This is a genomic window from Streptosporangium sp. NPDC049248, assembly GCF_040678965.1.
GTDB lineage: Bacteria > Actinomycetota > Actinomycetes > Streptosporangiales > Streptosporangiaceae > Streptosporangium > Streptosporangium fukuiense.
Window position 1 is genome coordinate 99,745 of sequence record NZ_JBFAQY010000004.1, and the last position, 24,876, is coordinate 124,620.

21 protein-coding genes are annotated in these 24,876 nt (G+C 71.0%); 7 read left to right on the forward strand and 14 right to left on the reverse strand.

Annotated features, from left to right (window positions below):
- Positions 1-2 precede the first annotated feature (2 nt).
- The 7 genes from AB0K21_RS09725 (at position 3) to ccrA (ending at position 8,574) form a co-directional block, all read left to right on the forward strand.
- Complete coding sequence (locus tag AB0K21_RS09725) at positions 3-890, forward strand: ABC transporter permease (protein WP_343964355.1); 888 nt, start codon at positions 3-5, stop codon at positions 888-890.
- A gap of 359 nt (positions 891-1,249) precedes the next feature.
- The gene (locus tag AB0K21_RS09730) at positions 1,250-2,041 is read left to right on the forward strand and encodes an IclR family transcriptional regulator (protein ID WP_343964353.1); all 792 of its coding nucleotides are present in this window, start codon (positions 1,250-1,252) and stop codon (positions 2,039-2,041) included.
- A gap of 502 nt (positions 2,042-2,543) precedes the next feature.
- Entirely contained in the window at positions 2,544-3,659 is a 1,116-nt protein-coding gene (locus AB0K21_RS09735; RefSeq protein WP_364149054.1) for a Zn-dependent alcohol dehydrogenase, read from the forward strand.
- Between the two features lie 43 nt (positions 3,660-3,702).
- On the forward strand, positions 3,703-5,184 hold the full coding sequence (locus AB0K21_RS09740; RefSeq protein ID WP_364149056.1) for an aldehyde dehydrogenase family protein: 1,482 nt from the start codon (positions 3,703-3,705) through the stop codon (positions 5,182-5,184).
- A gap of 140 nt (positions 5,185-5,324) precedes the next feature.
- The gene (locus AB0K21_RS09745) at positions 5,325-5,888 is read left to right on the forward strand and encodes an amino acid synthesis family protein (RefSeq protein ID WP_343964347.1); all 564 of its coding nucleotides are present in this window, start codon (positions 5,325-5,327) and stop codon (positions 5,886-5,888) included.
- Positions 5,889-5,894: 6 nt separating this feature from the next.
- Entirely contained in the window at positions 5,895-7,265 is a 1,371-nt protein-coding gene (locus tag AB0K21_RS09750; RefSeq protein ID WP_343964345.1) for an aminotransferase class III-fold pyridoxal phosphate-dependent enzyme, read from the forward strand.
- 49 nt (positions 7,266-7,314) lie between these two features.
- Positions 7,315-8,574, forward strand: coding sequence for a crotonyl-CoA carboxylase/reductase (gene ccrA / locus AB0K21_RS09755; RefSeq protein ID WP_343964343.1), 1,260 nt, complete (start codon positions 7,315-7,317; stop codon positions 8,572-8,574).
- A gap of 44 nt (positions 8,575-8,618) precedes the next feature.
- Here the strand turns inward: ccrA and hydA are convergent, their stop codons facing one another.
- The 14 genes from hydA to AB0K21_RS09825 all read right to left on the reverse strand — a co-directional run bounded on the left by hydA (position 8,619) and on the right by AB0K21_RS09825 (position 24,771).
- Positions 8,619-10,028: a dihydropyrimidinase gene (hydA, locus tag AB0K21_RS09760; RefSeq protein ID WP_343964341.1), complete on the reverse strand. Its 1,410-nt coding sequence runs from the start codon at positions 10,026-10,028 to the stop codon at positions 8,619-8,621.
- A complete protein-coding gene (locus AB0K21_RS09765; RefSeq protein WP_343964339.1) occupies positions 10,025-10,429 on the reverse strand; it encodes a gamma-glutamylcyclotransferase in 405 nt (134 codons plus the stop codon). Before AB0K21_RS09765 ends, hydA begins: the two co-directional genes overlap by 4 nt.
- Before the next feature lie 10 nt (positions 10,430-10,439).
- On the reverse strand, positions 10,440-11,243 hold the full coding sequence (locus AB0K21_RS09770) for an ATP-binding cassette domain-containing protein (RefSeq protein WP_343964337.1): 804 nt from the start codon (positions 11,241-11,243) through the stop codon (positions 10,440-10,442).
- Positions 11,240-12,100, reverse strand: a complete 861-nt coding sequence (locus AB0K21_RS09775) for an ABC transporter ATP-binding protein (RefSeq protein WP_343964335.1) — start codon at positions 12,098-12,100, stop codon at positions 11,240-11,242. The genes AB0K21_RS09770 and AB0K21_RS09775 overlap by 4 nt, the downstream gene beginning before the upstream one ends.
- A complete protein-coding gene (locus AB0K21_RS09780; RefSeq protein WP_343964333.1) occupies positions 12,097-12,966 on the reverse strand; it encodes an ABC transporter permease in 870 nt (289 codons plus the stop codon). The genes AB0K21_RS09775 and AB0K21_RS09780 overlap by 4 nt, the downstream gene beginning before the upstream one ends.
- Positions 12,963-14,018 (reverse strand): ABC transporter permease, encoded by a 1,056-nt coding sequence (locus tag AB0K21_RS09785; RefSeq protein ID WP_343964331.1) that lies wholly within the window; start codon positions 14,016-14,018, stop codon positions 12,963-12,965. Before AB0K21_RS09785 ends, AB0K21_RS09780 begins: the two co-directional genes overlap by 4 nt.
- Positions 14,019-14,092: 74 nt before the next feature.
- A complete protein-coding gene (locus tag AB0K21_RS09790) occupies positions 14,093-15,691 on the reverse strand; it encodes an ABC transporter substrate-binding protein (RefSeq protein ID WP_364149061.1) in 1,599 nt (532 codons plus the stop codon).
- Between the two features lie 6 nt (positions 15,692-15,697).
- Entirely contained in the window at positions 15,698-17,425 is a 1,728-nt protein-coding gene (locus AB0K21_RS09795) for a hydantoinase B/oxoprolinase family protein (protein ID WP_364149063.1), read from the reverse strand.
- The gene (locus AB0K21_RS09800) at positions 17,422-19,488 is read right to left on the reverse strand and encodes a hydantoinase/oxoprolinase family protein (RefSeq protein WP_343964325.1); all 2,067 of its coding nucleotides are present in this window, start codon (positions 19,486-19,488) and stop codon (positions 17,422-17,424) included. Before AB0K21_RS09800 ends, AB0K21_RS09795 begins: the two co-directional genes overlap by 4 nt.
- Positions 19,485-20,783: an amidohydrolase family protein gene (locus tag AB0K21_RS09805; protein WP_343964323.1), complete on the reverse strand. Its 1,299-nt coding sequence runs from the start codon at positions 20,781-20,783 to the stop codon at positions 19,485-19,487. The genes AB0K21_RS09800 and AB0K21_RS09805 overlap by 4 nt, the downstream gene beginning before the upstream one ends.
- On the reverse strand, positions 20,777-21,997 hold the full coding sequence (locus AB0K21_RS09810; protein ID WP_364149065.1) for an FAD-binding oxidoreductase: 1,221 nt from the start codon (positions 21,995-21,997) through the stop codon (positions 20,777-20,779). Before AB0K21_RS09810 ends, AB0K21_RS09805 begins: the two co-directional genes overlap by 7 nt.
- The gene (locus AB0K21_RS09815; RefSeq protein ID WP_364149067.1) at positions 21,994-23,457 is read right to left on the reverse strand and encodes an NAD(P)/FAD-dependent oxidoreductase; all 1,464 of its coding nucleotides are present in this window, start codon (positions 23,455-23,457) and stop codon (positions 21,994-21,996) included. Before AB0K21_RS09815 ends, AB0K21_RS09810 begins: the two co-directional genes overlap by 4 nt.
- Complete coding sequence (locus tag AB0K21_RS09820) at positions 23,447-23,767, reverse strand: (2Fe-2S)-binding protein (RefSeq protein ID WP_364149069.1); 321 nt, start codon at positions 23,765-23,767, stop codon at positions 23,447-23,449. The genes AB0K21_RS09815 and AB0K21_RS09820 overlap by 11 nt, the downstream gene beginning before the upstream one ends.
- Positions 23,764-24,771: a dihydrodipicolinate synthase family protein gene (locus AB0K21_RS09825; RefSeq protein ID WP_364149071.1), complete on the reverse strand. Its 1,008-nt coding sequence runs from the start codon at positions 24,769-24,771 to the stop codon at positions 23,764-23,766. The genes AB0K21_RS09820 and AB0K21_RS09825 overlap by 4 nt, the downstream gene beginning before the upstream one ends.
- Positions 24,772-24,876 lie beyond the last annotated feature (105 nt).

Consider the following 24,876-nt stretch of genomic DNA (forward strand, 5'->3'; position numbering starts at 1 on the left):
GTATGAGTGCGGCAGTAGCCACGGCGCAGAGCGCCCAAGGGGCCGTCCAGGAGCGCAGCGCCTGGAAGGAGACCTGGACGATGTTCGCCCGCAACCGTGCGGCGCTCATCGGCCTGGTCATCCTCGCTGTGATCATCCTCATCGCCGTACTCGCCCCCTGGATCGCTCCACACGATCCCACCGCGCAGAACCTCAGCCTGCGCAGGGAGGGGCCCAACGCCGGAGCGTGGCTGGGCCGGGACGCGTTCGGGCGCGACATCCTGAGCCGCATCATGCTCGGCGCGCGCGCGACCCTGCTCGCCGCCATCGGAGTGATCGTTCTCAGCGGGGTGGTCGGCACCGCCATCGGCATCGTCGCCGGCTACCGGGGCGGCGTCGCCGACAGCCTGCTGATGCGCAGCGTGGACCTGGTGCTCTCCTTTCCCTACTTCCTGCTCGCGATCCTGATCGTGGCGGTGGCCGGCCCGAGCCTGCGCAACGCGGCGATCGCCGTCGGCATCACCTACATCCCGCAGTACGCCCGCGTGGTGCGCGGCGCCACGATGGAGGTGGTGGGCAAGGAGTACGTGGAGGCCGCCCACGCCTCGGGGGTCCGCGGTTTCCGCATCGCGTTCAAGCACGTGCTGCCCAACATCAGCGCGCCCATCATCGTCATCACCACGGTGGGTCTCGCGCTCGCCATCGTGAGCGTGTCCTCGCTCAGCTTCCTGGGTCTCGGGGCGCAGCCGCCCAGCCCGGAGTGGGGCGCCATGCTCGCCGACGGCCGGCAGTACGTCGCCTCCGCCCCGCACATCAGCATCTTTCCCGGCATGGCCATCCTGCTGACGGTATTGGCGCTCAACCTGGTCGGTGACGGTTTCCGTGACACCTTCGACCCGACTCTGCGCTGACGCCCGTGCCGGAACGCGTGCGCGTTCCGGTTCACGGAAAGATCGTCAAAGGCTCCGCCCTCACTCACCGATGCCGGCGTTCAGGTGCCCGTCCTCGGTTCAGGACGTCTGCATTTCGGCGGCCCCCGCACCGGTGCGACGATGGAGAGATCCGCGGAGGCCCGGTGCGCGCTTGGCAGCATCCGCATCCTCAACGATAATCTCGTCACGCTTGCACGAAGAGGGCCATACCCCGAAACTTGAACATTCGGAACAAATCAGACAAATGCCACTGTTTCTGGCGAGCAGAAAGATGTTGAGCATTGCTCGGGATTTCCCGCTAGGGTTCGGCCGAACAAGCAAATCTCTCCGGAGGAAGAATGGCGGCGAGTGAGTCAGGCCTGGTACGCCGCACCATCTCGGTGCTCCGTGCCGTCGCCGCGCACCCCGAGGGAGTCGGGCTCAGCGAGGTGGCCCGGGAGTCAGGGATTCCGAAGGCCACCTGCTATCGCGTCCTCAACGTGCTGGAGCGCGAGAGCTGGTTGACGCTCGACCCCGACAACCGCCGATACCGGGTCTCCCTGGGGCTCCTGTCGCTCGTCGGCGGGCTGCTGGACAACGACGGCGCCTACCGCAACATGCGGCAGGTCCTGACCGAGCTGGCCGCGCAGACGCAGGAGACCTGCGGCTTCGACGTGCTCCTCCCACCCAACGTGATGGTGGTGGCCCAGATGCCGGGCCCGCGGCTCATCGGCCAGACCCCCAAGCCCGTCCCGCGGACCCAGCCCGTGTGGGCGACCTCCACCGGCAAGGTGCTGCTCGCGGCGCTGGACCGCCAGACGGTCGTCGACGACTACGCGCAGGAGTTCGAGGAGCACGCGCCGGACCACCTCGGCGACTTCGACGAGTTCCTCAAGAGCCTCGATGTCATCCGGGAGCACGGTTACGCCTACACCGTCGACGAGCTGGAGCAGGGCGCCGCATCGATAGCGGCGCCGGTCCGGGTCCGCGACAAGTACCCGTACGCCGTGTGGATCGGCGGCCCCACCTTCCGCCTCACCAAGGAGTGGGTGGACACGACGGCGCCGTACCTGCTCCAGACGTCGAAGCGCCTCAGCGACCTGCTCAGCGTCACCGACCTGCAGATGGCCAGCGGACTGCCGCTCTACTGAGTCGATCGGCCGTCGCCGGACCGACCGGTCCGGCGACGGCCGATCCACATTGTGCGGACATCGCACAACACTCCGCGACATTTCATGACACCCTGTGACACCGCGAGGGCATCGACCGGCACCGGGTAGGCTCCGTCGCGCCGGGGCCCGTCGGCCCCGCGCCGGCAGAACGTGCCGGTGATCCGCGGGAACACGCGCCCGGCCCGCCGGCTTCCCGCCGTGACGAGGCCGCCCCCGCCGGACCTCCGAGCGACGATCGGCGCCTCCACCGCCCGGATCTCCCGCCGACTCCGGCGCACCCCCATCCACCGGGGGCCGCGACCGATGGCTCCCGCCTCCAGACACCGTCCGGGCGCCTTCACCACCCCGCTCGGCGGGGCACTGCGTTCCCGCTCACATTCTCCCGAGGCCCTTGACATGGCATTATGCAACAGAGGACGATTTTGAAACAATGGTTTGCTGAGTGAACCGAATATTCGTAGCTGGCGAGGTGGGCGAAACGATGGTCAAGGCGCGGGGAGCGGTAATCCACGGTGTCGGGGAGAAGTGGAGCGTGGAGGATCTCCAGGTGGGCGACCCCGGCCCCGGCGAGGTACTCGTCAAGGTCATGGCCACCGGGATCTGCCACTCCGACGACCACGTCGTGCGCGGGGACATCCGCGCCGAGTTGCCTCAGGTCGGCGGGCACGAGGGGGCCGGCATCGTGGAGAAGGTCGGCGTCGGTGTCACCCGGGTGAAGGTCGGCGACCGGGTGGCGACGCTGTTCGTGCCCGTCTGCGGTTCGTGCCGCTACTGCGCCGCGGGCAGGTCCTACCTCTGCGAGAGCACGGCCGGCGTGCGGCCGGGATACGCGATGGACGGCACCCTGCGCTTCCAGCTCGCGGACGGCCACGGGGTCACCGCCACCAGCAGTCTGGGGACCTTCGCGAACTACCTGGTCTGCCACGAGAGCCAGACGGTCGCCGTGCCCGACTCGACGGACTTCACCGCCGCGTGCCTGGTCTCCTGCGGCGTGCTCACGGGCTGGGGCGCGGCGGTCAACGCCGGAGACGTCCGGCCGGGTGACGCGGTCCTCGTCCTCGGCGCCGGCGGGGTCGGCATGAACGTGGTCCAGGGTGCCAGGCACGCCGGCGCCGACCACGTCATCGTTGTCGACCCCTCGGAGTTCGCGCGGAGCCAGGCTCCCACCTTCGGCGCGACCGACACCTTCGCCTCCCTCGACGACGCCCGGCCGCGGATCGAGGAGATCACCGGCGGGCGGGGCGTCGACGTCTCCGTCATCACGGTGGGACGGGTCAACGGCGACATCATCGGCCAGGCCTTCGACCTGACCGGCAAGGCCGGCACCTGCGTCGTCGCCTCCCTCGGCTCCACCGACAAGCACATCGCGGTGAACCCCCGCGACTTCTCCAACCGGACCAAGACGCTGACCGGCTCCCTGTTCGGCAACTGCAACCCGGTCGCCGACATCCCGCGGCTGCTGGGGATGCACTCCGCCGGCCGGCTCAAGCTCGACGAGCTGGTGACCCGCACGTACCGCCTTGAGCAGATCAACGAGGCCTACGACGACCTGCACGCCGGAGTGAACATCCGCGGCGTCATCCTGCACGAGCACTGACAGTCTTCCCAACCACCGTACGATCCGCACGAAAAGGACAGTGATGGCCGCGACCCCCGACACCGAAGCCCAGCAGAAGCCCATCGAGCACACGCTTCTGTTCATCGACGGGAAGTGGGAGGAGTCCGAGGCGGGCGGCCGGATCCCCGTCGTGAACCCGGCGACGGGCGAGGTGTTCGTCTCGGTGCAGGAGGCGCGCGAGAGCGACGTGGACCGTGCCGTCCTGGCGGCCAGGAAGGCGTTCGACTCCGGGCCGTGGCCGAGGATGAAGCCAGGCGAGCGGGCGCAGATCCTCTGGCGGCTCGGCGACCTCATCCAGCGGGACGGGGAGGAACTCGCCCGGCTCACCACACTGGAGAACGGCAAGCCCTACGCCCAGTCCCAGATGATCGACGTGCGGGGCTCCGTCAAGGCGTTCCACTACTTCTCCGGGTGGGCCACCAAGGTCACCGGCGCGACGATCCCGCTCTCCACACCCGGGGACTACCACGCCTTCACCCAGCGGGAGGCTCTCGGCGTCTGCGCCCTCATCGTCCCCTGGAACTACCCGCTGTCGAACGCGGCGTGGAAGGTGGGCCCGGCCCTGGCGGCCGGTAACACCTGCGTGCTGAAGCCCGCCGAGGCGACACCGCTGAGCGCACTGCGGCTGGCCCGGCTCGCGATCGAGGCCGGGCTTCCCGAAGGGGTGCTCAACGTCGTGCCCGGCTACGGTCCCTCGGCGGGAGCCGCCCTCGCGGAGCACCCGCTGGTGGACAAGGTGTCGTTCACCGGTTCCACCCAGACCGGACGGGCGATCGCCACCGCGTCGCTCGGCAACTTCAAGCGGGTGACGCTCGAACTCGGCGGCAAGAGCCCCAACATCGTCTTCGCCGACGCCGACCTCGAGGCCGCCTCGGCGGGAGCCGCGGCGGCGATCTTCTCCAACATGGGCGAGCAGTGCGTGGCCGGCTCGCGGCTGTACGTCGAGGAGTCCGTCTTCGACGAGGTGGTCGCGCGGGTGGCGGCGATCGGCGCGTCGATGCGGATCGGCGACGGGTTCGATCCGGAGACGCAGGTCGGGCCGCTGGTCAGCAAGGAGCACCTGGAGCGCGTCACCGGCTACCTGCGTTCCGGTGTCGAGCAGGGCGCGACCGTGCTGAGCGGCGGCGAAACGGTCGGCGACCGGGGCTTCTACCTCCAGCCCACCGTCTTCACCGACGTGACCCCGGACATGCGGATCGTCCGCGAGGAGATCTTCGGCCCCGTCGTGGTGGCCACGCCGTTCCGCGAGGTCGACGACCTGGTGGATGTCGCCAACGACTCGCCGTACGGTCTCGCGGCCGGTGTCTGGACCCAGAACATCTCCCGGGCGCACTCGATGAGCCGCGCGCTGCGCGCGGGAGTGGTCTGGGTCAACTGCTACGGCGTCTTCGACCCGGCGTTGCCCTTCGGCGGCTTCAAGGAGTCCGGCTGGGGCCGCGAGATGGGCTACGACGTCATGCAGCACTACACCGAGAACAAGAGCACGGTCATCAAGCTGGGCTGACGTTCGCACACCCCTCGCGCGCCGCCGCGGGTTCGCGGCGGCGCGCGAGGGGACCGGCGGTCAACCCTTGACAGGCCACGGCACCACTTGCGTACCATCTGAACCGCTGGTTCAATAGATGAACCATTAAAGGGGAGAACATGAGCATCAAGGTCAGAAAGACCATCCGGCACCTGGAAGAGACCCACCTTGAGAACGGCCGTGAGGTCGACCCCGTGCACCGGGTGGCCTTCGTCGGCATTGTCATCGAGAACCCCTACGGCAGCGGGTACGTCGAAGACCTGGTCACGCTGGCGGACGAGGTCGGCGAGCAGATCGGCGAGCTGGTGGGACCGGCCTGTGTCGAGCTCCTCGGTACCGAGGTCGAGGCCTTCGGAAAGGTGGCGCTGGTCGGCGTCGCGGGCGAGGTGGAGCACGGCTCCGCGCTCATCCACAACCTGCGTTTCGGCAACGTCTTCCGCAACGCCGCGGGCGGGACGGAACTCCTGCCCGCCGCCGAGAAGGTCGGCCTGCCCGGAGCCCCCATCGACGTGCCCCTCAAGCACAAGACCGACTCGAAGACCCGTTCACACCACCAGACGGTCACCTTGCAGGTCCCCGGCGCACCGCTGCCCGGCGAGATCCTGGTGGGCTGCGTCGCGGCGAGCGCCGGTCGCCCGCTCGCGCGGCTGGCGGTCTTCGGTGCGGAAACCGCAGGACAGTAGGCGAGAATGACCATCACGGACAGGGTCGTGGACACGAACGAGTGGACCGCCGACCGCATCAGGGCCGCCGACCGGGAGTACGTCATCCACTCCTGGTCGACGCAGGGGAGCGTCAACGCCGCCCCCATCGCCGGCGGTGAGGGCTCCTGGTTCTGGGACTACGACGGCAACAGGTACCTGGACTTCCAGTCGCAGCTCGTCAACATGAACCTGGGACACCAGCACCCCAGGATCGTCGAGGCGATCAAGGAGCAGGCGGACCGGATGTGCTACATCGGTCCCAACTACGCCGAGCGGTCACGCGCCGAGCTCGCCGAGCTGATCGCCGGACTGACCCCCGGCGACCTGAAGATGACCTTCTTCACCACCGGCGGCGCGGCGGCCAACGAGAACGCCGTCCGGCTGGCCAGGCACGTCACCGGGCGACACAAGATCGTCGCCCGTTACCGTTCGTACCACGGGGCCACGGCGGGCGCCATGGCGCTCACCGGCGACCCGCGGCGCTGGGCCGCCGAGCCCAGTTCCTTCGGCGTGGTGCGCATGTTCGACCCCTACACCTACCGCTGCCCGGTGGGCCACCCCGACCCGTGCCCCGTCTGCTCCGGCGGTCCGCACCTTGAGGAGATCCTGCAGTACGAGAACCCGGACACCGTCGCCGCGGTCGTCCTGGAGACCGTCACCGGGACGAACGGGCTCATCTACCCGCCCGAGGGCTATCTACGGTCCATCCGCGAGGTGTGTGACAAGTACGGAATCATCCTCATCTTCGATGAGGTGATGGCGGGCTTCGGCCGCACCGGGGAATGGTTCGCCTGCAACCACTGGGACGTCACCCCCGACATCCTGATCACGGCCAAGGGCCTCAACTCCGGTTACGTCCCGCTCGGCGCGATGGTCGTGAACCAGCGGATCTCCGACTGGCTGATGGTCAACAAGTTCTGGGGCGGGCTGACCTACGCGGGCCATCCGCTGGCCTGCGCCTCCGGCGTGGCGTCGATCAAGGCCATGCAGGACGAGAACATCCTGGCCAACACCCGTGAGATGGGCGAGCGCCTCGGCCTCGGCCTGGACCGGCTGGCCGACAGGCACGTGAGCATCGGCGACATCCGGGGCCGCGGCCTTTTCTACGGACTCGAACTGGTCTCCGACCGTGGGACGCGCGAGCCGCTGGTCCCGTTCAACGCCACCGGGGCGGCCGCCGCACCGATGACGGCCGTGGTGGCCGCGGCGAAGAAGCAGGGGCTGTACCTGTCGGCGAACAACAACGTGCTCCGGCTGACCCCGCCCCTCGTGATCACCGGCGAGGAGATCGACTTCGCGGTGGACGTCCTCGACAAGGTGCTGACCCTCGCCGACGAGGCGGCGGAGCAGGCCTGACGGGTCACCCGGCCCGTAGTTCTCGATTTCAACGTACGAAGGAATACGCATGTCCGAGATGAAGCGCGAATCGGTCAGCACGACCGACAGGGCGGTCCCGCTGGGAGAACTGCCGCCGATCGGCGAGGTTCCGAAGACGATGACCGCGCTGGTCGTACGGCAGGACCGGTTCGGCGACCCGGAGAAGGCATTCCAGGTCGAGACGGACATCGAGGTCCCGCCGCTCGGCCCCAGCGAGGTCCTCGTCGCCGTCATGGCGGCCGGGGTCAACTACAACAACGTGTGGGCGGCCCGCGGTTACCCCGTCGACGTCATCGGGCTGCGCCAGCGCGCCGGTGAGCCCTACGACTTCCACATCGGCGGCTCCGACGCGTCCGGCATCGTCTACGCCGTGGGCTCCGAGGTCTCCAATGTGGCCGTCGGCGACGAGGTCATCGTGCACCCCGGTTACTGGGACGAGAACGACCCCTGGATCCTCCGGGGCAAGGACCAGATGGTGGCCCCGTCCGCCCGGATCTGGGGCTACGACACGAACTTCGGGTCCTTCGCGCAGTTCGCCCGGGCGCAGGCCCACCAGGTGCTGCCCAAGGCCGGCCACCTCTCCTGGGCCGAGGCCGCGGCGCCCACCCTGGTCGGCACGACCGCCTACCGGATGCTGCACGGTTTCGAGGGGAACACCGTGCAGGAGGGCGACGTGGTCCTGGTCTGGGGCGGCTCCGGCGGTCTCGGCACGCAGGCCATCCAGCTCGTCAACCTGGCCGGCGCCAAGCCGGTCGCGGTGGTCTCCGACGACGAGCGCGGCGAGTACGCCCTGGCCAAGGGCGCGATCGGCTACATCAAGCGCGGCGACTACAGCCACTGGGGAATCCCGCCGCTGGTCGACGACAAGGCGGGCCAGAAGGAGTGGCTGGGCCAGGCGCGCGCCTTCGGCAAGAAGATCTGGGAGATCGTCGGCGAGCGGAAGGACCCGGCGATCGTCTTCGAGCACCCGGGCGCCGCCACCGTGCCGACCAGCATCATGGTCTGCGAGCCCGGCGGCATGGTGGTCATCTGCGCCGGCACCACGGGCTTCGACGCCATGGTGGACCTGCGTTACCACTGGACCCGGCAGAAGCGTTTCCAGGGCAGCCACGGCACCAACGACGCGCAGGCCGTCGCCTACAACGACCTGGTCATCGCCGGAAAGATCGACCCGTGCCTGGGGCGCGTCGTGGAGTTCACCGACCTCCCCCGCGTGCACGCCGAGATGGGCCGCGGTGAGCAGGTCTTCGGCAACTCCGTCGCCCTGGTGGGCGCCAAGCCCGAGTAGCGGGGAGGGTGAGATCGCCCCGGCCGCCGGCCGGGGCGATGTCGTCACGGGGCCGTGCGCCCCAGTGCCGGGGTGAGCGAGATCGGCCCGGCGGACAGGTGCCGGCCGCGGGGGACGGGGTCGACCAGGACGCCGTCGTGGACCACCACCCGGCCGCCGACCAGGACGGTCCGCGGCCTGCCGGTCAGGGTCATGCCCTCGTACGGCGTGTAGTCCGTCGCCATGTGCAGGTCGCCGGCGCTCACCCGCCACCGGGCGGCCGGATCCCAGATCGCGATGTCGGCGTCCGAGCCCGGCATCAGCGTGCCCTTGCGCGGGTACAGGCCGTTGGTCCTGGCCGGATTGGCGGCGGTCAGCTCGACGAACCGGGTGGCGGGCAGCCCGGCCCCGGCGACGTACTCGGAGAAGATCACCGGTAGCCGGGTCTCCACCCCGGGCAGGCCGTTGGGCATGGCCCGCACGTCGGTGCGCCGCGACTCCTTCTGCGCCACGTCGTAGCAGCAGTGGTCGCTGCCGATCGTGGTGATCTCCCCGGTGAACAGGTGGCGTCCCAGCGCGTCGACGGCCTGGCGGGAGCGGAGCGGCGGGCAGCAGACGAACCGCTCCGGGGCGGGGCCGTCGTAGTTGCCGTCGTCCAGCACCAGGTGGTGGGCGACCGATTCGGTGAACGCCGGCACGCCGCGCCGCCTGGCCGCCGCCACCAGCTCGACCGCCTCGGCGGTGGACTGGTGCACGAAGTAGACCGGTGCCGTCAGCGACTCGGCGATGGCCAGCACCTCGGCCACCGAGGCGGTCTCGGCCAGTTCGGGACGGGTCGCGGCCATGTGCTCGGCGCCGATCCTGCCGCTCGCCGCGCACCGCTCCTGGGTGTCCTCGATGATGTGGTTGGCCTCGCAGTGGATCACCACCATGCCGCCCAGGTCGCGCAGCGTCCTCATGGTCCGCAGGATGGTGTCCTCGCCCGCCATGGTCTCGCCGCGGTAGGTGGTGAACATCTTCACCGTGGGCATGCCGTCCGCGACCAGCGCGCCGAGCTGGTCGGGCACGGTCTCGTCCCACTCCACGACGCAGGCGTGCAGGGCACTGTCGCACAGTCCCCGATCGGCCTTGGCCCGCTGGGCGTACGCCGCGTCGGCAGGTGCCTGGCCGGGCCGTGGGATGGCGAAGTCCACGATCGTGGTGGTGCCGCCGAACACCGCGGCCGTCGTGCACCTGGTGTAGTCGTCGAGCGAGGTGAAGTCGCCGGAGGTGAAGCCGACGTGGCAGTGCGGGTCCACCCCGCCCGGCATGACCAGCCGCCCGGTCGCGTCGACCTCGGTCGCGCCGCCCGGCGCGGGTGTGCCCGGCTCGGCCAGGGCGACGACGACGCCGCCGGCCACGAACACGTCGGCGGGGGCGGACCAGCCCGCCTCGACCACCGTGCCGCCCCGCACCACCAGCTCGGCGTCCCTCATCCGATCGCGCCCTGCGTCCGGCCGGACGCGAGATAGGCGCGCCAGCCACCGGCCGTGCTGATGTCGGTGACCCCCGGCAGGGTCAGCGACCCGTCGCGCATCCGCATGGACAGCGATCCGCTGCCGTCGGAGAGCTCGATCACGCTCAGCTCCAGTTCCTCGGGCTCGTTCGGCAACAGGTGCTCGCGCAGGATCCGGTAGCTCACCTCGTACAGTTCGCCGGGCACGGCGTGCCCGTCGGAGGTCACCGGGTACAGACCGGGGAACTCGTCGCGCACCGAGTAGAACCGGTAGCGGGGGGCGGTCTCGACGGGGCCGACGAACACCGCGCCGCTCAGCGCGGTGTTCAGGCTGCCGCCCGACATCGCCTGGCCGTTGACGAACATCCGCAGATTCTCCACGGGCCCTCCTTCAGTACTGGGGTTCGGCCGCGCGACGGGCACGCTCGGCGGCGGGGTCGGGGATCGGGACGGCCGCCAGCAGCGACCGGGTGTAGGGGTGCTCCGGCGCCCCGTACACCTGCTCCCGGGTGCCGATCTCAGCGAGCCGTCCCTGCTCCATGACCGCGATCCGGTCGCAGAGGTAGTAGACGACCGCCAGATCGTGCGCGATGAACAGGATCGACAGGTTCAGCCGCAGCCGCAGGTCCCGGAGCAGGTTGAGCACCTGGGCCTGGACCGAGACGTCCAGGGAGGAGATCGGCTCGTCGCAGATGAGCAGCCGGGGCTCGACCGCCAGGGCCCGGGCGATGGCGATGCGCTGGCGCTGCCCGCCGGAGAACGACCTGGGGTAGCGGTCCAGGTGCTCGGCGGACATGCTCACCGTCTCCAGCAGGGCCGCCGCGCGCTCCCTGCGCCGGCGCCGGTCCGGTTCGAGACCGTGCACGGCGAGCGGCTCCTCGAGCAACTGGGCCACGGTCATCCGGGGGTTCAGCGACGAGTACGGGTCCTGGAACACCATCTGCATCTCGCGGCGGAGGGAGCGCAGCTCCCCGCGGCCGGCCGCCAGCACGTCGCGCCCGCCGAGTTCCACCCGGCCTGAGTCGGGTTCGGTCAGCCGCGCCACGCACCGCGCGGTGGTGGACTTGCCGGAGCCCGACTCCCCGACCAGGCCGAGCACCTCGCCCGGCATCATGTCGAAGGAGACGTCGTCCAGCACACGCCTGCCCTCGAACGACTTGACCAGGTTCCGCACCCGCAGCAGGGGCTCGCTCATGACGGGCTCACCGTCCCTTCCTCGGCCGTCTCCACCGCGGAGCCGATGGTGGCCAGCGGCCTGGACAGGTCGCCCCCGATCCGGGGCACGGCCGCGAGCAGCGCCCTGGTGTAGGGGTGGCGGGGCCGGGCGTAGATCTCCTCGACCGGGCCGCTCTCCACCGCCAGGCCGTGGCGCATCACCACCACCCGTTCGGCGAACCCGGCCACGATGCCCAGGTCGTGGGTGATCAGCAGGACCGCCATGTCCCGCTCGTCGGCCAGCTCGTGCAGCAGCCGCAGCACCTGCGCCTGGACCCGCACGTCGAGTGCGGTGGTCGGCTCGTCGGCGATGAGCAGCGCGGGTTCCGCGATGATCGCGATGGCGATCACCACCCGCTGCCGCATCCCGCCGGAGAACTGGTGAGGGTAGTCGTCGAAACGCCGCTCGGCGTCGCGCACGCCCAGCCGGGAGAGCAACTCGACGCCGCGCCGCCTGGCGACCTTCTTGGACACCCCTCGGATGACCAGCGGCTGCGTGATCTGCCAGCCGATCGTCATCACCGGGTTGAGCGAGGCCAGCGGGTCCTGGAAGACCAGGCCGACCCCCGAACCGCGGATCTCGCGCATCCGGCGCGGCGGCAGCGTCAGCAGGTCGGTGCCGTCCAGCTCGATCCGCCCGGTCAGCGTGGCGCCGGCGTCCAGCCGCAGCACGGCTCGCGCGGTGACCGACTTGCCGGAGCCGGACTCGCCGACCAGCGCGACCTTCTCGCCGCGGGCCAGCTCCAGGTCGACGCCGTGCACGACCTCGATCGGCCCCTCGGGCCCGGGAAAACTCGCCCGCAGATCTCGTACGGCGAGCAGTGGTGTGTCCGTCATCGGCCGGCCCCCTCGCGGATCGTCGGGTCGTTGCGCACCCGCAACCAGTCGCCCAGCAGGTTGAAGGAGATCGCGGTCAGCATGATGGCCAGGCCGGGGAAGGCCACCGCCCACCAGCCGTTGGTGAGGTTGTTGGCCGCCGCGGCGATCATCGCCCCCCATTCGGCGGACGGCACCTGCGCGCCGACGCCGACGAAGGACAGGCCGGAGATGACCAGCATCACCGCGGCGACGTCCAGCGTGGTCTGCACGTACAGGGTGTTCAGCGCGTTGGGCAGGATGTGCCGGAAGACGAGACGGGTCCTGGAGACGCCGAGCATCCTGGCCGCGTCGACGTACTCGGCGTCCTTGACGTCGCGGACCAGCGTGCGCACCAGCCGCGCGTAGCCGGGCCACCAGGTGAGGGAGAGGGCGATCACCGCGGACTGCAGGCCGGAGCCGAGCGCGGCGGCCAGGCCGAGGGCCAGGATGATCGACGGGAGCGAGAGGCCGATGTCGGTGATCCGCATCAGCACCTCGTCGACGACCTTCCCGCCGAGGGCGGCGACCGTGCCGACCACGGTCCCGATCAGCGCCGCGGCGACGATCACGATCATCGTGGCGGGCAGGGTGACCCGCGCGCCGGACAGCACCCGGCTGAGCACGTCACGGCCGCTGGCGTCGGTGCCGAACCAGTGGTCACCCGAGGGGGACAGCAGGGCCTTGGACAGGTCGACCGCGTAGGGGTCGTGTGGCGCGATCAACGGCCCGACGACGGCGAGGAGCACCATCGCCACGGCCACCGTCACCGCGGCGCGCTCGACGATCGGGACGCGGGGCAGGACGCGGCGGCGCGTGCCGGCGTGCGCCGTGGCGCCGGCGCTCACGCGTTCACCTCCGCGAGGGCGGGTGCGGCCGGCTCGCCCGTGCGGCGCTTCGTCCTGCGCAGCCGTGGGTTGAGCCAGAGCTGGACCAGGTCCACGGCGATGTTCGCCACCACGAAGACCACTCCGATCACGAGAACCGTGCCGATCACGGTGTAGAGGTCGCTCTGCAGGACGGCGGCGACCGCGTGGGCGCCGATGCCCGTCCTGCCGAAGATGGATTCCACCAGGACCGTGGAGCCGAGCATCCAGCCGAGTTGCATGCCGAGAATCGTGCTGGCCGGGACCATGGCGTTGCGCAGGCCGTGTCGTACCACCACACGGAACTCCGAGGCGCCGGTCGCCCGGGCCAGCGTGATGTAGTCGGAGTCCAGCGTGGTGATCATTGAGGAGCGCACCGTGCGGGCCACCACCGCGACGAACGAGGCGGCCAGCGTCAGGGCGGGAAGTATCAGGTGTTGCAGGGCGTCGCCGAAGGCGGCCAGGTTCCCGCCGAGCAGCGCGTCCAGCGAGGTCATCCCGGTGATCCTCGGCACGTCCTGGCCGAAGGCGAGCTGGCCGGTCAGCGGCAGCAGCCTGAGTTCCGCGGCGAAGACGAGCTGAAGCATGAGGCCCAGCCAGAAGACCGGGACCGCCGCGCCCAGCAGGGCGATGAGCCGGGCCGCGATGTCGGCCGACCGGCCTCGGCGGTAGGCGGCGTACACGCCCAGCGGTACCGCCACCACGATGTTGATCGCCATCGCGGCGAGCACGAGTTCCACCGAGGAGGGCAGCATGGCCGCGATGTCGTCGAGCACCGGCCGCTGGGTGAACACCGAGATGCCCAGGTCGCCGTGGAGCAGCCGGTCCAGATACCCCGTGAACTGCTGCCACAGAGGCTGGTCGAGGCCGAGCTGGATCCGTACCTGTGCCACCTGTTCGGCGGTCGCGTTACGCCCCGCGGCGGTCCTGGCCGGGTCGCCGGGCAGTACCTGGGTCATCAGAAAGGTGACGACGGCCAGGCCTGCCAGAACGACGACGCTGGTCACGAGCCGCCGTAGCAGAAAACGAGCCATGGGGTACCTCCCCTCAGTGGTGATCTCCGATGATGGGCGGGCTCGGCGCGGCGGTCCGCGCCGAGCCCGGCGGGTCAGCCGACCTGCACCTGGTAGACGTCCACGGTCTGGTGGTGCGCGGGGTCATAGGCGTAGCCGGTGAGCCCCTTGCGGTGAACCGTCACGTACTGCGGGTTGGACATGTTGATCGAGGGGTGGTCGGCCGCGATGGTCTGCTGGGCCTCCTTGTAGAGGGCGCAGCGGGCCTCGATGTCCGTCAGCTTCTGAGCGTCCTCGACCAGCTTGTCGACCTTCGGGTTGTGGTAGCCGCCGCTGTTCTGCCCGTTGTTGATGAACTTCGAGTCGAACTGCAGGTACAGCACCGAGTCCGGGTCCGGGTAGGGCGGGAAGCCGTAGATCATGCCGAGGTCGGGCGTGGTCGCGTTGCTCTTGAGCATCTCGACGTACTGCGGGTAGGTGACCGCCGACAGTTCGACCTTCACGCCGATCTTGGCGAGGTTGGACTGGAGCAGCGTGGCCGCCTGCTCCATCTCGGCGGTGGCCTTGAGGTAGCTCATGGTCAGCGTGACGTTCTTCAGACCGGCGGCGTCCAGGACGCTCTTGGCCTTCTCCAGGTCGTAGCCCGCCTGCGCGACCGTGGGGTCGGCGCAGGCCATGGTGCCCGCCAGCACGCCGGCGGCCTTCTTGCCCGCGCCCTTGAGGATGGCCGACTGGTGCTGGTCGTAGTCGTAGGCGTAGGTGATGGCCTCGCGCAGCGCCTTGTCGGCCGTCGGCGAGTCCTTCATCTTGAAGAAGGTGTAGAGCTGCACGTTGGTGTCGGCCTTGTCCACCACGTGGCCGGCGCTTTCGAGACCGGCCCAGTCGTTGGGGTCGATGTCCATCGCGATGTCCACGTCACCGTTGCTCAGCGCGGTCTTCTGGGTCGTCGCCTGCGGCAGGTAGCGGATCACCACGTCCTTGGCCTGGTTGGTGAAGCCGCCCCAGTAGCCGTCGTGCCGGGTGAACTTGGCCTCCTGGTTGGGGGTGTACCCGGCCAGCTTGTACGGCCCGGATCCCGCGCCGTTGGCCGCCAGCCACTGGCGGCCGTCGTCGGAGCCCGCGTTGGCCTGGACGAGCTTGGAGTTGAGCAGGTAGACCCGCGACAGCGCACCCAGGAACGGCGCGTAGGACTGCTTCAGCCTGATCGTCAGATGGGTGTCGTCGACGACCTCGGCGGAGTCGTAGGCGGTCAGCAGCGACGCGACGCCCATCTGCAGTTTGCTGATCCGGTCCATCGTGTACTTCACGTCGGCGGCGGTCAGCTTGGTGCCGTCGTGGAAGGTCACGTCGTCGCGGAGCGTCAGGTCGAGGGTCTTGCCGTCCTTGGAGAACGTCCACTCGGTGGCCACGGCGGGGGCGAGCACGCCGCCCTTACCGTACTTGACCAGGGTGTCGTAGGCGGGGATGGACACCTCGTCGACGGTCGAGTTGTCGGCCTGGACCGGGTCGAAGGTGGCCGGCGGCTCGTTCTCCGCGATGATCAGTGTCTGCTTGCGGACGTCGGAGCCGCCGGAGGCGCCCGAGGTGCTCTGGCCGCAGGCCGCGAGGGCCAGCGCGCCGACGAGCAGGACTGAGGTCAGGCCCAGCGTGCCCTTGCGGCCACGTGCCACCGGGGTGGCGGGGGGTCGGTGCACTGTCGTCTACCCTTCGCTCTTGAGTCGGGCGGCCCTGGCCGGCGTGGGCCGCCAGCCGTCGCCGTCCACGATCACGCCATAGGACTGCTCCGCGGCCTCGGCGCTGACGTAGCCGTTGAGCACGTCGGCCACCACCGCGGCCGGGTCGCGGTCGAGAGGGTCGCCGTAGCCGCCGCCTCCGGCGGTCCGGTTCACGAACCGGTCGCCGGTCTTCATGGCGGCCCGGTACATGCCGACCCGCTTGGCCCGGTCGGTGTCCGGCCACAGCACCATCTCGCTGGGCTCGGGCTCCTGGCCGCCGTCCAGCGCCCAGGGCCGGGTCTTGCTCTTCTTCTTCATCGACAGCACCTCGCCGTCGGCGAGGTAGCGGACCTGCCTGAGCACGCCGACGCCGCCGCGGAACCGGCCGGCGCCGCCGGAGTCGGGAATCAGCTCCAGCCGCTCGTGGAACACGGTGGACTTGTGCTCCAGCACCTCGACGGGGGTGTTCCTGACGACGCTCTGGGAGGGGTGCTGCTGGGCGTTCGCGCCGTCGCGGTCCTTGCGCGCGCCCCAGCCGATGCCCTCGTTGTTGCTGATCACGAAGTCCGCGCCGGTGCGCGGGTCGTGGCCGAGCGCCATGAAGCCCGGCTCGTCGCCACCGGAGGAGGCCGGGATCGAGTCCATCACCTGGGCCAGCGCCTTGTGGATCAGTTCGAACGCGACGATGGCGCTCCACTGGGTGAAGGTCGCGGCCGGGTAGACGGCGTGGAAGAAGTTGCCGGGATCGGCTTTGATCTCCAATGCCCGGTAGTGCCCGGCGTTGGAGGGCTCCCTGGGCGTGGTCAGCTCCTTGAAGATGGCCTTGCCCAGGCTCTCGGTGGAGCCGATCGGCAGGTTGACCGGGCCGGCCACCGCGCCGTCGGAGCCGTTGAAGTCGACCTCCATCCGGTCGCCGTCGATGGTGACCTTGACCTCCATCCGGATCAGGTCCTCGGTGATGCCGTCGTCGTCGCAGTAGTCGAAGGCCGTCCAGGTGCCGTTGGGCAGCGCGGCCAGGGCCTTGCGGGCGACCCGCTCACCGTGCTCGATGACCTGCCTGATGGCCTGGTCGACGGTCTCGCCGCCGAACTTCTCCCAGACCTGCGCCAGCCGGTTCTCGCCGGTGCGCAGGGCGGCGAGCTGGGCGTGGAAGTCGCCGATGGTCAGGTCGGGCAGCCGGGAGTTGAACCGGATGAGCTCGACGATGTCGCGGACCACCTCGCCGCGACTCACGATCTTGGTGCCGGGGAAGATGAGGCCTTCCTGGTGCATGTCGGTGGAGTCCAGGACGTAGCCCGGGGACTTGGCACCGAGGTCCATCCAGTGCGCGCGCACCGCGAGGTAGGCCGCGGGGCCCTCGTGCCCGTCGCGGAAGACCGGCGCGAAGAGCATCGCGTCGTAGGAGTGCGCGCCGCTCCAGTACGGGTAGTTCAGCAGGTAGACGTCGCCGGGCGCGAAGTTCTCCCGGCCGACGTACTCCACGCCCTTGACGATGGCGTGGTCGTTGGCCCCGAGGAACGAGGTGATCCCGGCGGCCTCGGCGGTCAGGTCCAGGTCGGCGTTGTAGATCGAGATGCCGAAGTCGAGCACCTCGTAGATCACCGGGTTGAAGGCCGCCCGCACCAGGGTGCGGCGCATCTGCTCGCCCACCGAGACCAGGTAGTTGCGGATCACCTCGACGGTCGCGCCGTCCAGGCGCTCAGGGCTGTTCACAGGGTTCCTCCGGTACCGGTCACCAGCAGCTGTCCATAGGTGTCGACGGTGAGCCGCTGATCACCGAAGATCACCGTCGTCGAGGTGCCCTCCTCGACGATCGCCGGGCCGCTCACCTCGTGGCCGGGCGCCAGGGTGGTCCGGTCGTAGACCGGGAACACGGCGGTCTCGCCGGTGGCGACGTCGAAGGCGGGCCGCTCGCCGACCGCCTCGGGCCCGCCGGGTCCGGCGGGCGCCAGCTCGCGCAGCGCCGGCTTGGCCAGCCGTCCCACCGCCCGCACCCGCAGGGTGAGGATCTGCCCGGTGTCGGCCATCGCGTGGCCGTAGCGCGCCTCGTGCTGGGCGTTGAACCGGGCCAGCACGCTCGCGGCGGTGTCGCCGGGTTGCAGGTCGATGCCGAGGCTGTGCTCCTGGCCGTGGTAGCGGATGTCCAGCCTGCGGATCAGGGTGCGGTCCTCCGGCTTGATGCCCTGCGCGGACAGCACCTCGTCGCCCTGTGCCTCCAGGTCGGCGAACTCGCTCTCCAGGACGGCCAGGCTGTCGTCGCTGAGGGAGCGCAGCACGGTGGCGGCGAACTCGTACTCCAGGTCGGACATCAGCATGCCGAAGGCGGAGAACGCGGCGGGCACCTGCGGGACGATCGTGGTGGCGATGCCCATCTCCCTGGCGAGCATCGGGCCGAGCAGCGGTCCGGCGCCGCCGATGGCCAGCAGCGCGAACTCGCGCGGGTCCAGCGCCCGCTCCACGGTGATCTCGCGCAGCGCGCCGACCATCCGGGCCAGCAGCACCCGCAGCACGCTGGCGGCGGCCTGCGGCACGGTCACCCCGAGCGGGCCGGCCAGCTTGACGTCGATCGCGGCGCGGGCCGCGTCCGCGTCGATGGTCATGTCGCCGCCGAGGAACGCGGCGGGGTCCAGGTAGCCGAGTGCCAGCGAGGCGTCGGTGACGGTCGGCTCGGTGCCGCCCGCGCCGTAGGCCACCGGCCCCGGCACGGCGCCGGCGCTGTGCGGGCCGACCTTGAGCAGCCCCTCGTCGATCCAGGCGATCGAGCCGCCGCCCGCGCCCACGGTACGGATGTCGAAGATCGGGATGAGCAGCGGGAAGCCGTCGATGCCCGCCTCGTGCACCTCGCCCGGCTCGCCGTCCTCGATGACGCAGCAGTCCACGCTGGTGCCGCCGACGTCGAAGGAGATCACCTTGGGCAGGTTCTGCTCGCGAGCCAGGAAGGAGGCGCCCACCACTCCCCCGGCGGGGCCGGACAGCACGGTCATCAGCGGGGCGCGGCGGGCCAGTTCCGCGGTCATCGCACCGCCGCCCGAGCGCATGATGTGCAGCGGGTGGGTGAGCCCCGCCTCGGTCAGCCTGGCCTCCAGGGTGCCGATGTAGTCGCTCAGCACCGGCCGGATGTAGGCGTCCAGGGTGACGGTGCTGGTCCGCTCGTACTCGCGGTACTCGCGGGTGATGTCGGTGGAGACCGAGATCGACACGTCCGGGTAGAGCTCGCGCAGGATGCGCGCGGCCCGCCGCTCGTGCTCGGGGTTGGCGTAGGAGTGCAGGAAGCAGATGGCCAGTGAGGCCAGTCCCTGCTCCTCGACCAGGATCCGGCCGGCCTCGCGCACGGCGTCCTCGTCCAGGTCCTGCACCACGTCGCCCTGCGCGTCGATCCGGCCGGGCACGCCGACCCGCCGGCGGCGCGGCACCAGTGGCGGCGGCGGGGCGTAGGAGAAGTCGTACATGTGCTGGCCGGGGACGTTGGCGCGGGCGATCTCCAGCAGGTCCCTGAAGCCCTCGTTGGTGATGATGCCGAGGTCCGCGCCGCGGCGCTGCAGGATCGCGTTCAGGCCGAGCGTGGTGCCGTGCACGAACGCCTCCACCCCGTCCAGCCGGGTGGCGAGGCCGCCCACCGCGTCCAGGACGCCCTGCTCGGGGGCACCGGGAGTGGTCGAGGCCTTGTGCAGCCGGATCTGCCCGGTCTCCTCGTCGTAGGCGATCGCGTCGACGAACGTGCCACCGATGTCCACGGCGAAGCGGGTACGGCCGGCCGGAGTGTCGGGGGAATTCACAGGGCACCTCCAGGGACCTGCTGCGGGGCGGGGACGGCCGGCAGATCGTCACGGACGATCCGGCCGGCCTGCATGACGAAGGGGATCCGGCGCAGCGCGGAGACGTCGCTCAGCGGATCGCGCTCGGTGACGACCAGGTCGGCGAGGTAACCCTCCTCGACGGCACCGGCCTGGCCGGCCAGCCCGACCAGGCGCGCGGCCTCGGAGGTGCCGGCCCGTACCGCCTGGAGGGGGCTGAGGCCCGCGTCGGTGAGGAACTCCATCTCGCGGACCGCCACGACGGTGTCCTCGATGGGCTCGCCCGGCGGGTAGTCGGTGCCGGCGAGCATGGTGATGCCCGGCGCGCCGGGGTCGTCCGGGTCGGCGATGCCGGCCGCGACCGCCCGCCGGATGCTGGCCAGGTGGCCGGGGCCGACCTCCACCGCCCGCTCGATCTGCCAGGGCGTGAAGCTGTGCTCGGCCATCCAGTCGGGGCAGCGGGTGACGCACAGGGTCGGGGTGAGGAACACCCGCCGGTCCGCCATCAGCTTGGCCGTGTCGTCGTCCAGGTCGTAGGCGTGCTCGTAGCCGCGGACTCCGGCGGCGAGCGCCTCGCGGATCGCCGAGCCGGCGCCGGCGTGCGCGGTCACGTAACTGCCGTGCTCCTCGGCGGCGCGGACCACGGCCCGCATCTCCTCGGCGGTCATCTGCGCGCCGGTGAACGACTCGCCCTGGTGGGCGATGCCACCGGTGATGAAGATCTTGAGCAGGTCGGCGCCCGCGTCCAGTTCCTGCCTGGCCGCGCGCAGGAAGCCGTCGTGCCCGTCGGCGTAGGAGCAGTCGGCGCCCTTGCCGTGGCCACCGGTGGTGGAGATGGCCCGGCCCGCTCCGACGATCCGCGGCGCGGCCACCCAGCCCTGGTCCGCGGCGGTGCGCACCAGCAGGTCGGCGCGGTTCTGCTCGTGCACGCAGCGGATCGTGGTGACCCCCGCGACGAGGGCGTCCTGTGCCCGGGACAGCGCGCGCAGCGCGGTCAGCCCCGGGTTCTCCGTCTCGTCGGTGGCGGAGAAGGGGTAGAGCACCGACAGGTGGGTGTGCACCGAGATCAGGCCGGGCATCAGGTACCTGCCGCCCAGCTCGACGGTCCGTGCTCCCGGGGGCGGGGCGTCCGCCGTGATCTTCTCGATCCGGCCGGCCGCGACGAGCACGTTGGCGTTCCTGCGGATCCGTCCTGATCGGACGTCCACGACGTGCCCACCGGTCAACCAGAGGGTCTCGGGCTCCGACGTGGGCCGCAGCCGAGGTGATGTCAGCACCGCTTACTCCTTCTGTCCTGGTGGTTTTCCTGCTCTGGGCCGTTGTCTTGCTGACCCCACCGCTCCATCAGCCGGCCGGGACCGAGGTCGGAGACGTCGACCGGCGGCGGCTTCCCCTCGATCAGGCAGCGCAGCGTCTCCCCCCACAGCGGGGCGAAGGTGAAGGCGTAGGTGCCTCCGGCCACGTAGAACCCGGGGGCGCCGGGTACCTCGCCGATCACCGGCATCTCGTCGGGCGTGGCCGCGAGCGGCCCGGCCCACATCCGCAGCAGCCGCAGGTCCCGGATGAACGGCAACACCCGGACCGCCAGCGCGACGTTGCCCACCAGGCTGTCCAGGCTGGTGTCGCTCCGGCCGGCCAGGTCCATGCTCAGGGCCGGCCAGCCGCCGCCGATCAGCAGGTTGCCCGCGGCGACCTGCTTCACCGACAGTCCCTCGCCGATGTGCTGGACCAGGTGGGACATGGTGGCCGAGGAGCGCACGGTGGCGTGCATCTGGATCGCCACCGGTGTCATCCGCAGCGTGATCCCGGCCAGGGCGGCGATCTCCCCCAGCCAGGGCCCCGCGACGTCGACCACCACGGGGGTGTCCACCACCCGCTCGGCGGCGCCGCGCCCGGCGACCACCCGCCAGCCGTCGCCGTTGCGGGTGATCCGCCGGACCGGCGCGAACGCCACGGTCCGGCCGCCGTGCCTGGCCGCCGAGTCCAGGTAGGCGGGGGTGACCTTCAGCGGGTTGGCGTAGCCGTCCAGGTCACACCAGGTGGCGGCGGCCACCGTCGGTCCGAGCAGGGGCAGCGCGGCCCGCGCGGCGTCTCCGTCGAGGATCTCGGTGTGGATCCCGGCGGCGGCCTCCCAGCCGTGCTTGTCGCGCAGTTCCTGGTACTGCTCCTCGGTCTCGGCGATGGTGAAACCACCGGTGCGGCGGACCTCCACCGAGGTTTCCAGCTCCTCCTCCAGCGTCTCCCACCGGTCGCTCGCGGCGCGCTGCAGCGGCAGGAACCGCGCGCTGTCCAGCGGTACCGCCTGACCGGGGCGCTTGGTGTGCACTGCCTGCATGTGCAGGTTGCCGGCGGTGGTTCCCGAGCCCTCCCTGCCGGGGGCGCCGCGTTCGAGTACGAGCACCCGATGGCCGCTGCGGGCCAGGTGGCTGGCCACCGAGGCGCCGAGCACCCCGGCTCCCACGATCACCGCGTCCGCGGTCCGCGTGCTCATGCGTCGCCTTTCTGCGATTCCGGTCCGGCCAGCTCCAGCAGCGTGGCGAGAGGGACGGGGCGCACCGGCAACCGGGAGGGGAAGACCTCCACCCGGGACTCACCGTCGCCCGCGCCCCGGCGGGGCATGACGGACCGGACCAGTCCGGCGACCGCGAATCCGCACTCCCGGCCCTGGCAGGGGCCCATTCCCGCGCGGGTCCAGGCTTTGGTGGCGTTGAGGTCGCCGTCGGCGCTTCCCGCGGCGGTGGTGCGGATCTCCTCCGCGCGGACCGCCTCGCACCGGCAGACCATGGTGTCGGCGGGCAGTGCGGGCGCCAGCGTGGCGAGCAGCGCCGCCGGGCCGGGGTAGAGGGAGTCGGTCAGCGCGGTGAAACGTTCCAGGCGGCGCCTGGCCGACGCCACCCGCCGGGCCTCGGACACCGGTACGGCCACGCGGGCCTCGCGGGCCAGGATGTCGTGCGCGGCGGCGAGCCCTCTGGCCTTCGCCGCGTGCACCCCGCCGATTCCCGCCGCCTCGCCCACCACGTACACATCGGCCCGGGAGGCGCGTCCCGCCGCGTCGGTCACCGGCACCGCGTCCCCGCTGGCCACGTCGATCCGCACCTCGCAGCCCAGCATGCGGGCCAGGTCGGTCTGGGGACGGAAGCCGTACCCGACGCAGAGCGCGTCCACCTCGACGGTGCGGACCGGACGCGTGGGCCTGGCCGCGGCGGCGAGGGTCACCGAGGAGACCCGGTCGCGGCCGTCTGCGCGGAGCACGACGGTCTCCTGCCAGATCGGCACCCGGGCGCGGGCCAGCCGCGCGGCGTAGGAGGCCAGCTCGCGCAGTCGCGCGGTGTGGCCGAGCGTGCCCAGCGCCCGCAGGCTCGGCCGGTACGGCCTGCCCGCCTCGGCGATGCCCGCCACGCGCACGCCGAGTTCGATCAGCGAGCAGGCGACCGGCAGCAGGAACGGCCCCGAACCGGCCAGGATCACCCGGTCCCCGATGGTGGTGTGGTCGCTCGCGGCCAGGTGCTGGGCGAAGCCCGGGGTGGTCACTCCGGGAAGCTGCCAGCCGGGGAAGGGGAACACCCGCTCGAAGGCGCCGGTCGCCAGCACGAGATGGCGGGCGCGCAACCGCACCGGATGCTCGGCGTCGTCGGAGGCGAGCAGCGTGCGCCCGTCGTCGTCCACGCCCCAGACCAGATGGCCGGTACGGCACTCGACGCCGGCCGCGCGCACCTGGGCGATCAGCCGACCGCCCTCGGGCCGGTGGTCGCCCCAGTGCCTCGCCACCGCGGGCGCGGGCCGCCGGTAGTACTGCCCGCCCAGTTCCGGCTGCTCGTCGAGGATCGTCACGGCCAGGCCGGCGGAGGCGAGCCGGGCCGCGGCGCTGAGCCCCGCGGGACCGCCGCCGACGATCACGACATCCCGTTCGACGACCTCGCCGTACGTGGCCGCGCTGCGCTCAGCGGTCATGCGGAGCCTCTCCCTCTGCGGCCGTCTCGACCCGCATGCCGGCATAGATCCTGGTGATGCAGGCGCGGACCCCCGGACGGCCGTCCACGGTCACCTCGCACTCGAAACACACGCCCATCCCGCAGAACGGGCCGCGCGGGTCGCCGCCCGCCGGATTGCGCCGCAGGCTCCACCGCCGCTCGCCGACGAGGACCGCGGCGAGGCTGATGCCGTCGACGGCCCGCACCGGGTCGCCGTCGACGACGATCTCCGTTTGCGGGGCCCGGCTCGGCCCGGCATGCCGGCCGGTGCGGCCCTGCGCCGTCGTCATCGCCCGGCCCGCCCCGAGACGGTGTCCGCGTTGTCCCCGGAAAGGGCTTCGACCAGGCCGGACTCCTTCAGCACGGCGCCGATCGCGTCGAGCCTCTCCGGGTCCGTGATCGGCAGGAGCGGCGGGCGGACGTGCCCGCCCGGCTGGCCGAGCATCGCCATGGCGGCCTTGAGCTGGGCGATGGGCGCGCCGTACACGCCGCTGTAGTCGGGGTTGATCAGCCGGGAGGAGAGCCCCGCGTACCGGTCGACCCAGCCGCGCGCCGCCTCGCGGTCCCCCGCCGCGACCGCCTCGTAGTAGGGGACGGCGAACGGGGCGCCCATGCCGCCGCCGTCGATGTTCCCGTCCCCGCCCAGTTCCAGCAGCACGGCGAGGCCCCGCCGGTGCAGGAAGCTGCCGAACACCCGAACCCGGTCGCCGACCTCCTCCACGGTGCCGAGCATCCGCAGCCAGTCACCGGTGCTGTCCTTGATGGCCACCACGTTGTCCAGGTCGGCCAGTCCGGACATCAGCCCGGGATGGGCGGAGATGTCGACGGCCACCCCGCGCGGCCAGTTGTAGACCATGAACGGCAGCTCCGTCGCGGAGCTGACCTGCCGGTAGAAGGCGAGGATGTCCTCAGGCCCCGGGTGCACGTACGGCGGGGGCGTGGCGAGCACGCCGTCCGCGCCCGCCTCGGCGGCGTGTCGCGCGAACCCGATCGCCTCCGCGGCGGTGTAGGCCGTGACGCCGACGATCACCGGGACCCTGCCGGAGAGCTCGGACACCGCGATCTCGGCGACCCGGCGGCGTTCGGCCACGCTCTGGCTGAACCACTCGCCGGTGCTCCCGTTGACCAGGACCCCGTGCACGCCCTGGGCGGCGTAGAGCCGGAGCAGCGCACGCCACGCGTCCTCGTCCAGCTCGCCTTCGCTGGTGAAAGGGGTGGGCGCAGCCGGCCAGTAGCCGTGCCAGGTGACGTCGTCGCGGTCCATGGAACCCCCGGAGATCAATGTTGTAGTCATTTTTTGGGATCGCTTGCATTAGGTTGCAGCACTCGGGAGATTCAGGTCAAGGCTGAAATATGTTTTTAACCTGGGTAAATTTCCCGACACCTCACCAAGAGTTCA

Excerpts from the sequence above, each read along its gene's own strand:
- AB0K21_RS09725 (WP_343964355.1), top strand. The coding sequence starts at position 3 with ATGAGTGCGGCAGTAGCCACGGCGCAGAGCGCCCAAGGGGCCGTCCAG.
- AB0K21_RS09730 (WP_343964353.1), top strand. The coding sequence starts at position 1,250 with ATGGCGGCGAGTGAGTCAGGCCTGGTACGCCGCACCATCTCGGTGCTC.
- AB0K21_RS09735 (WP_364149054.1), top strand. The coding sequence starts at position 2,544 with ATGGTCAAGGCGCGGGGAGCGGTAATCCACGGTGTCGGGGAGAAGTGG.
- AB0K21_RS09740 (WP_364149056.1), top strand. The coding sequence starts at position 3,703 with ATGGCCGCGACCCCCGACACCGAAGCCCAGCAGAAGCCCATCGAGCAC.
- AB0K21_RS09745 (WP_343964347.1), top strand. The coding sequence starts at position 5,325 with ATGAGCATCAAGGTCAGAAAGACCATCCGGCACCTGGAAGAGACCCAC.
- AB0K21_RS09750 (WP_343964345.1), top strand. The coding sequence starts at position 5,895 with ATGACCATCACGGACAGGGTCGTGGACACGAACGAGTGGACCGCCGAC.
- ccrA (WP_343964343.1), top strand. The coding sequence starts at position 7,315 with ATGTCCGAGATGAAGCGCGAATCGGTCAGCACGACCGACAGGGCGGTC.
- hydA (WP_343964341.1), bottom strand. The coding sequence starts at position 10,028 with ATGAGGGACGCCGAGCTGGTGGTGCGGGGCGGCACGGTGGTCGAGGCG.
- AB0K21_RS09770 (WP_343964337.1), bottom strand. The coding sequence starts at position 11,243 with ATGAGCGAGCCCCTGCTGCGGGTGCGGAACCTGGTCAAGTCGTTCGAG.
- AB0K21_RS09775 (WP_343964335.1), bottom strand. The coding sequence starts at position 12,100 with ATGACGGACACACCACTGCTCGCCGTACGAGATCTGCGGGCGAGTTTT.
- AB0K21_RS09785 (WP_343964331.1), bottom strand. The coding sequence starts at position 14,018 with ATGGCTCGTTTTCTGCTACGGCGGCTCGTGACCAGCGTCGTCGTTCTG.
- AB0K21_RS09810 (WP_364149065.1), bottom strand. The coding sequence starts at position 21,997 with ATGAGCACGCGGACCGCGGACGCGGTGATCGTGGGAGCCGGGGTGCTC.
- AB0K21_RS09815 (WP_364149067.1), bottom strand. The coding sequence starts at position 23,457 with ATGACCGCTGAGCGCAGCGCGGCCACGTACGGCGAGGTCGTCGAACGG.
- AB0K21_RS09820 (WP_364149069.1), bottom strand. The coding sequence starts at position 23,767 with ATGACGACGGCGCAGGGCCGCACCGGCCGGCATGCCGGGCCGAGCCGG.
- AB0K21_RS09825 (WP_364149071.1), bottom strand. The coding sequence starts at position 24,771 with ATGACTACAACATTGATCTCCGGGGGTTCCATGGACCGCGACGACGTC.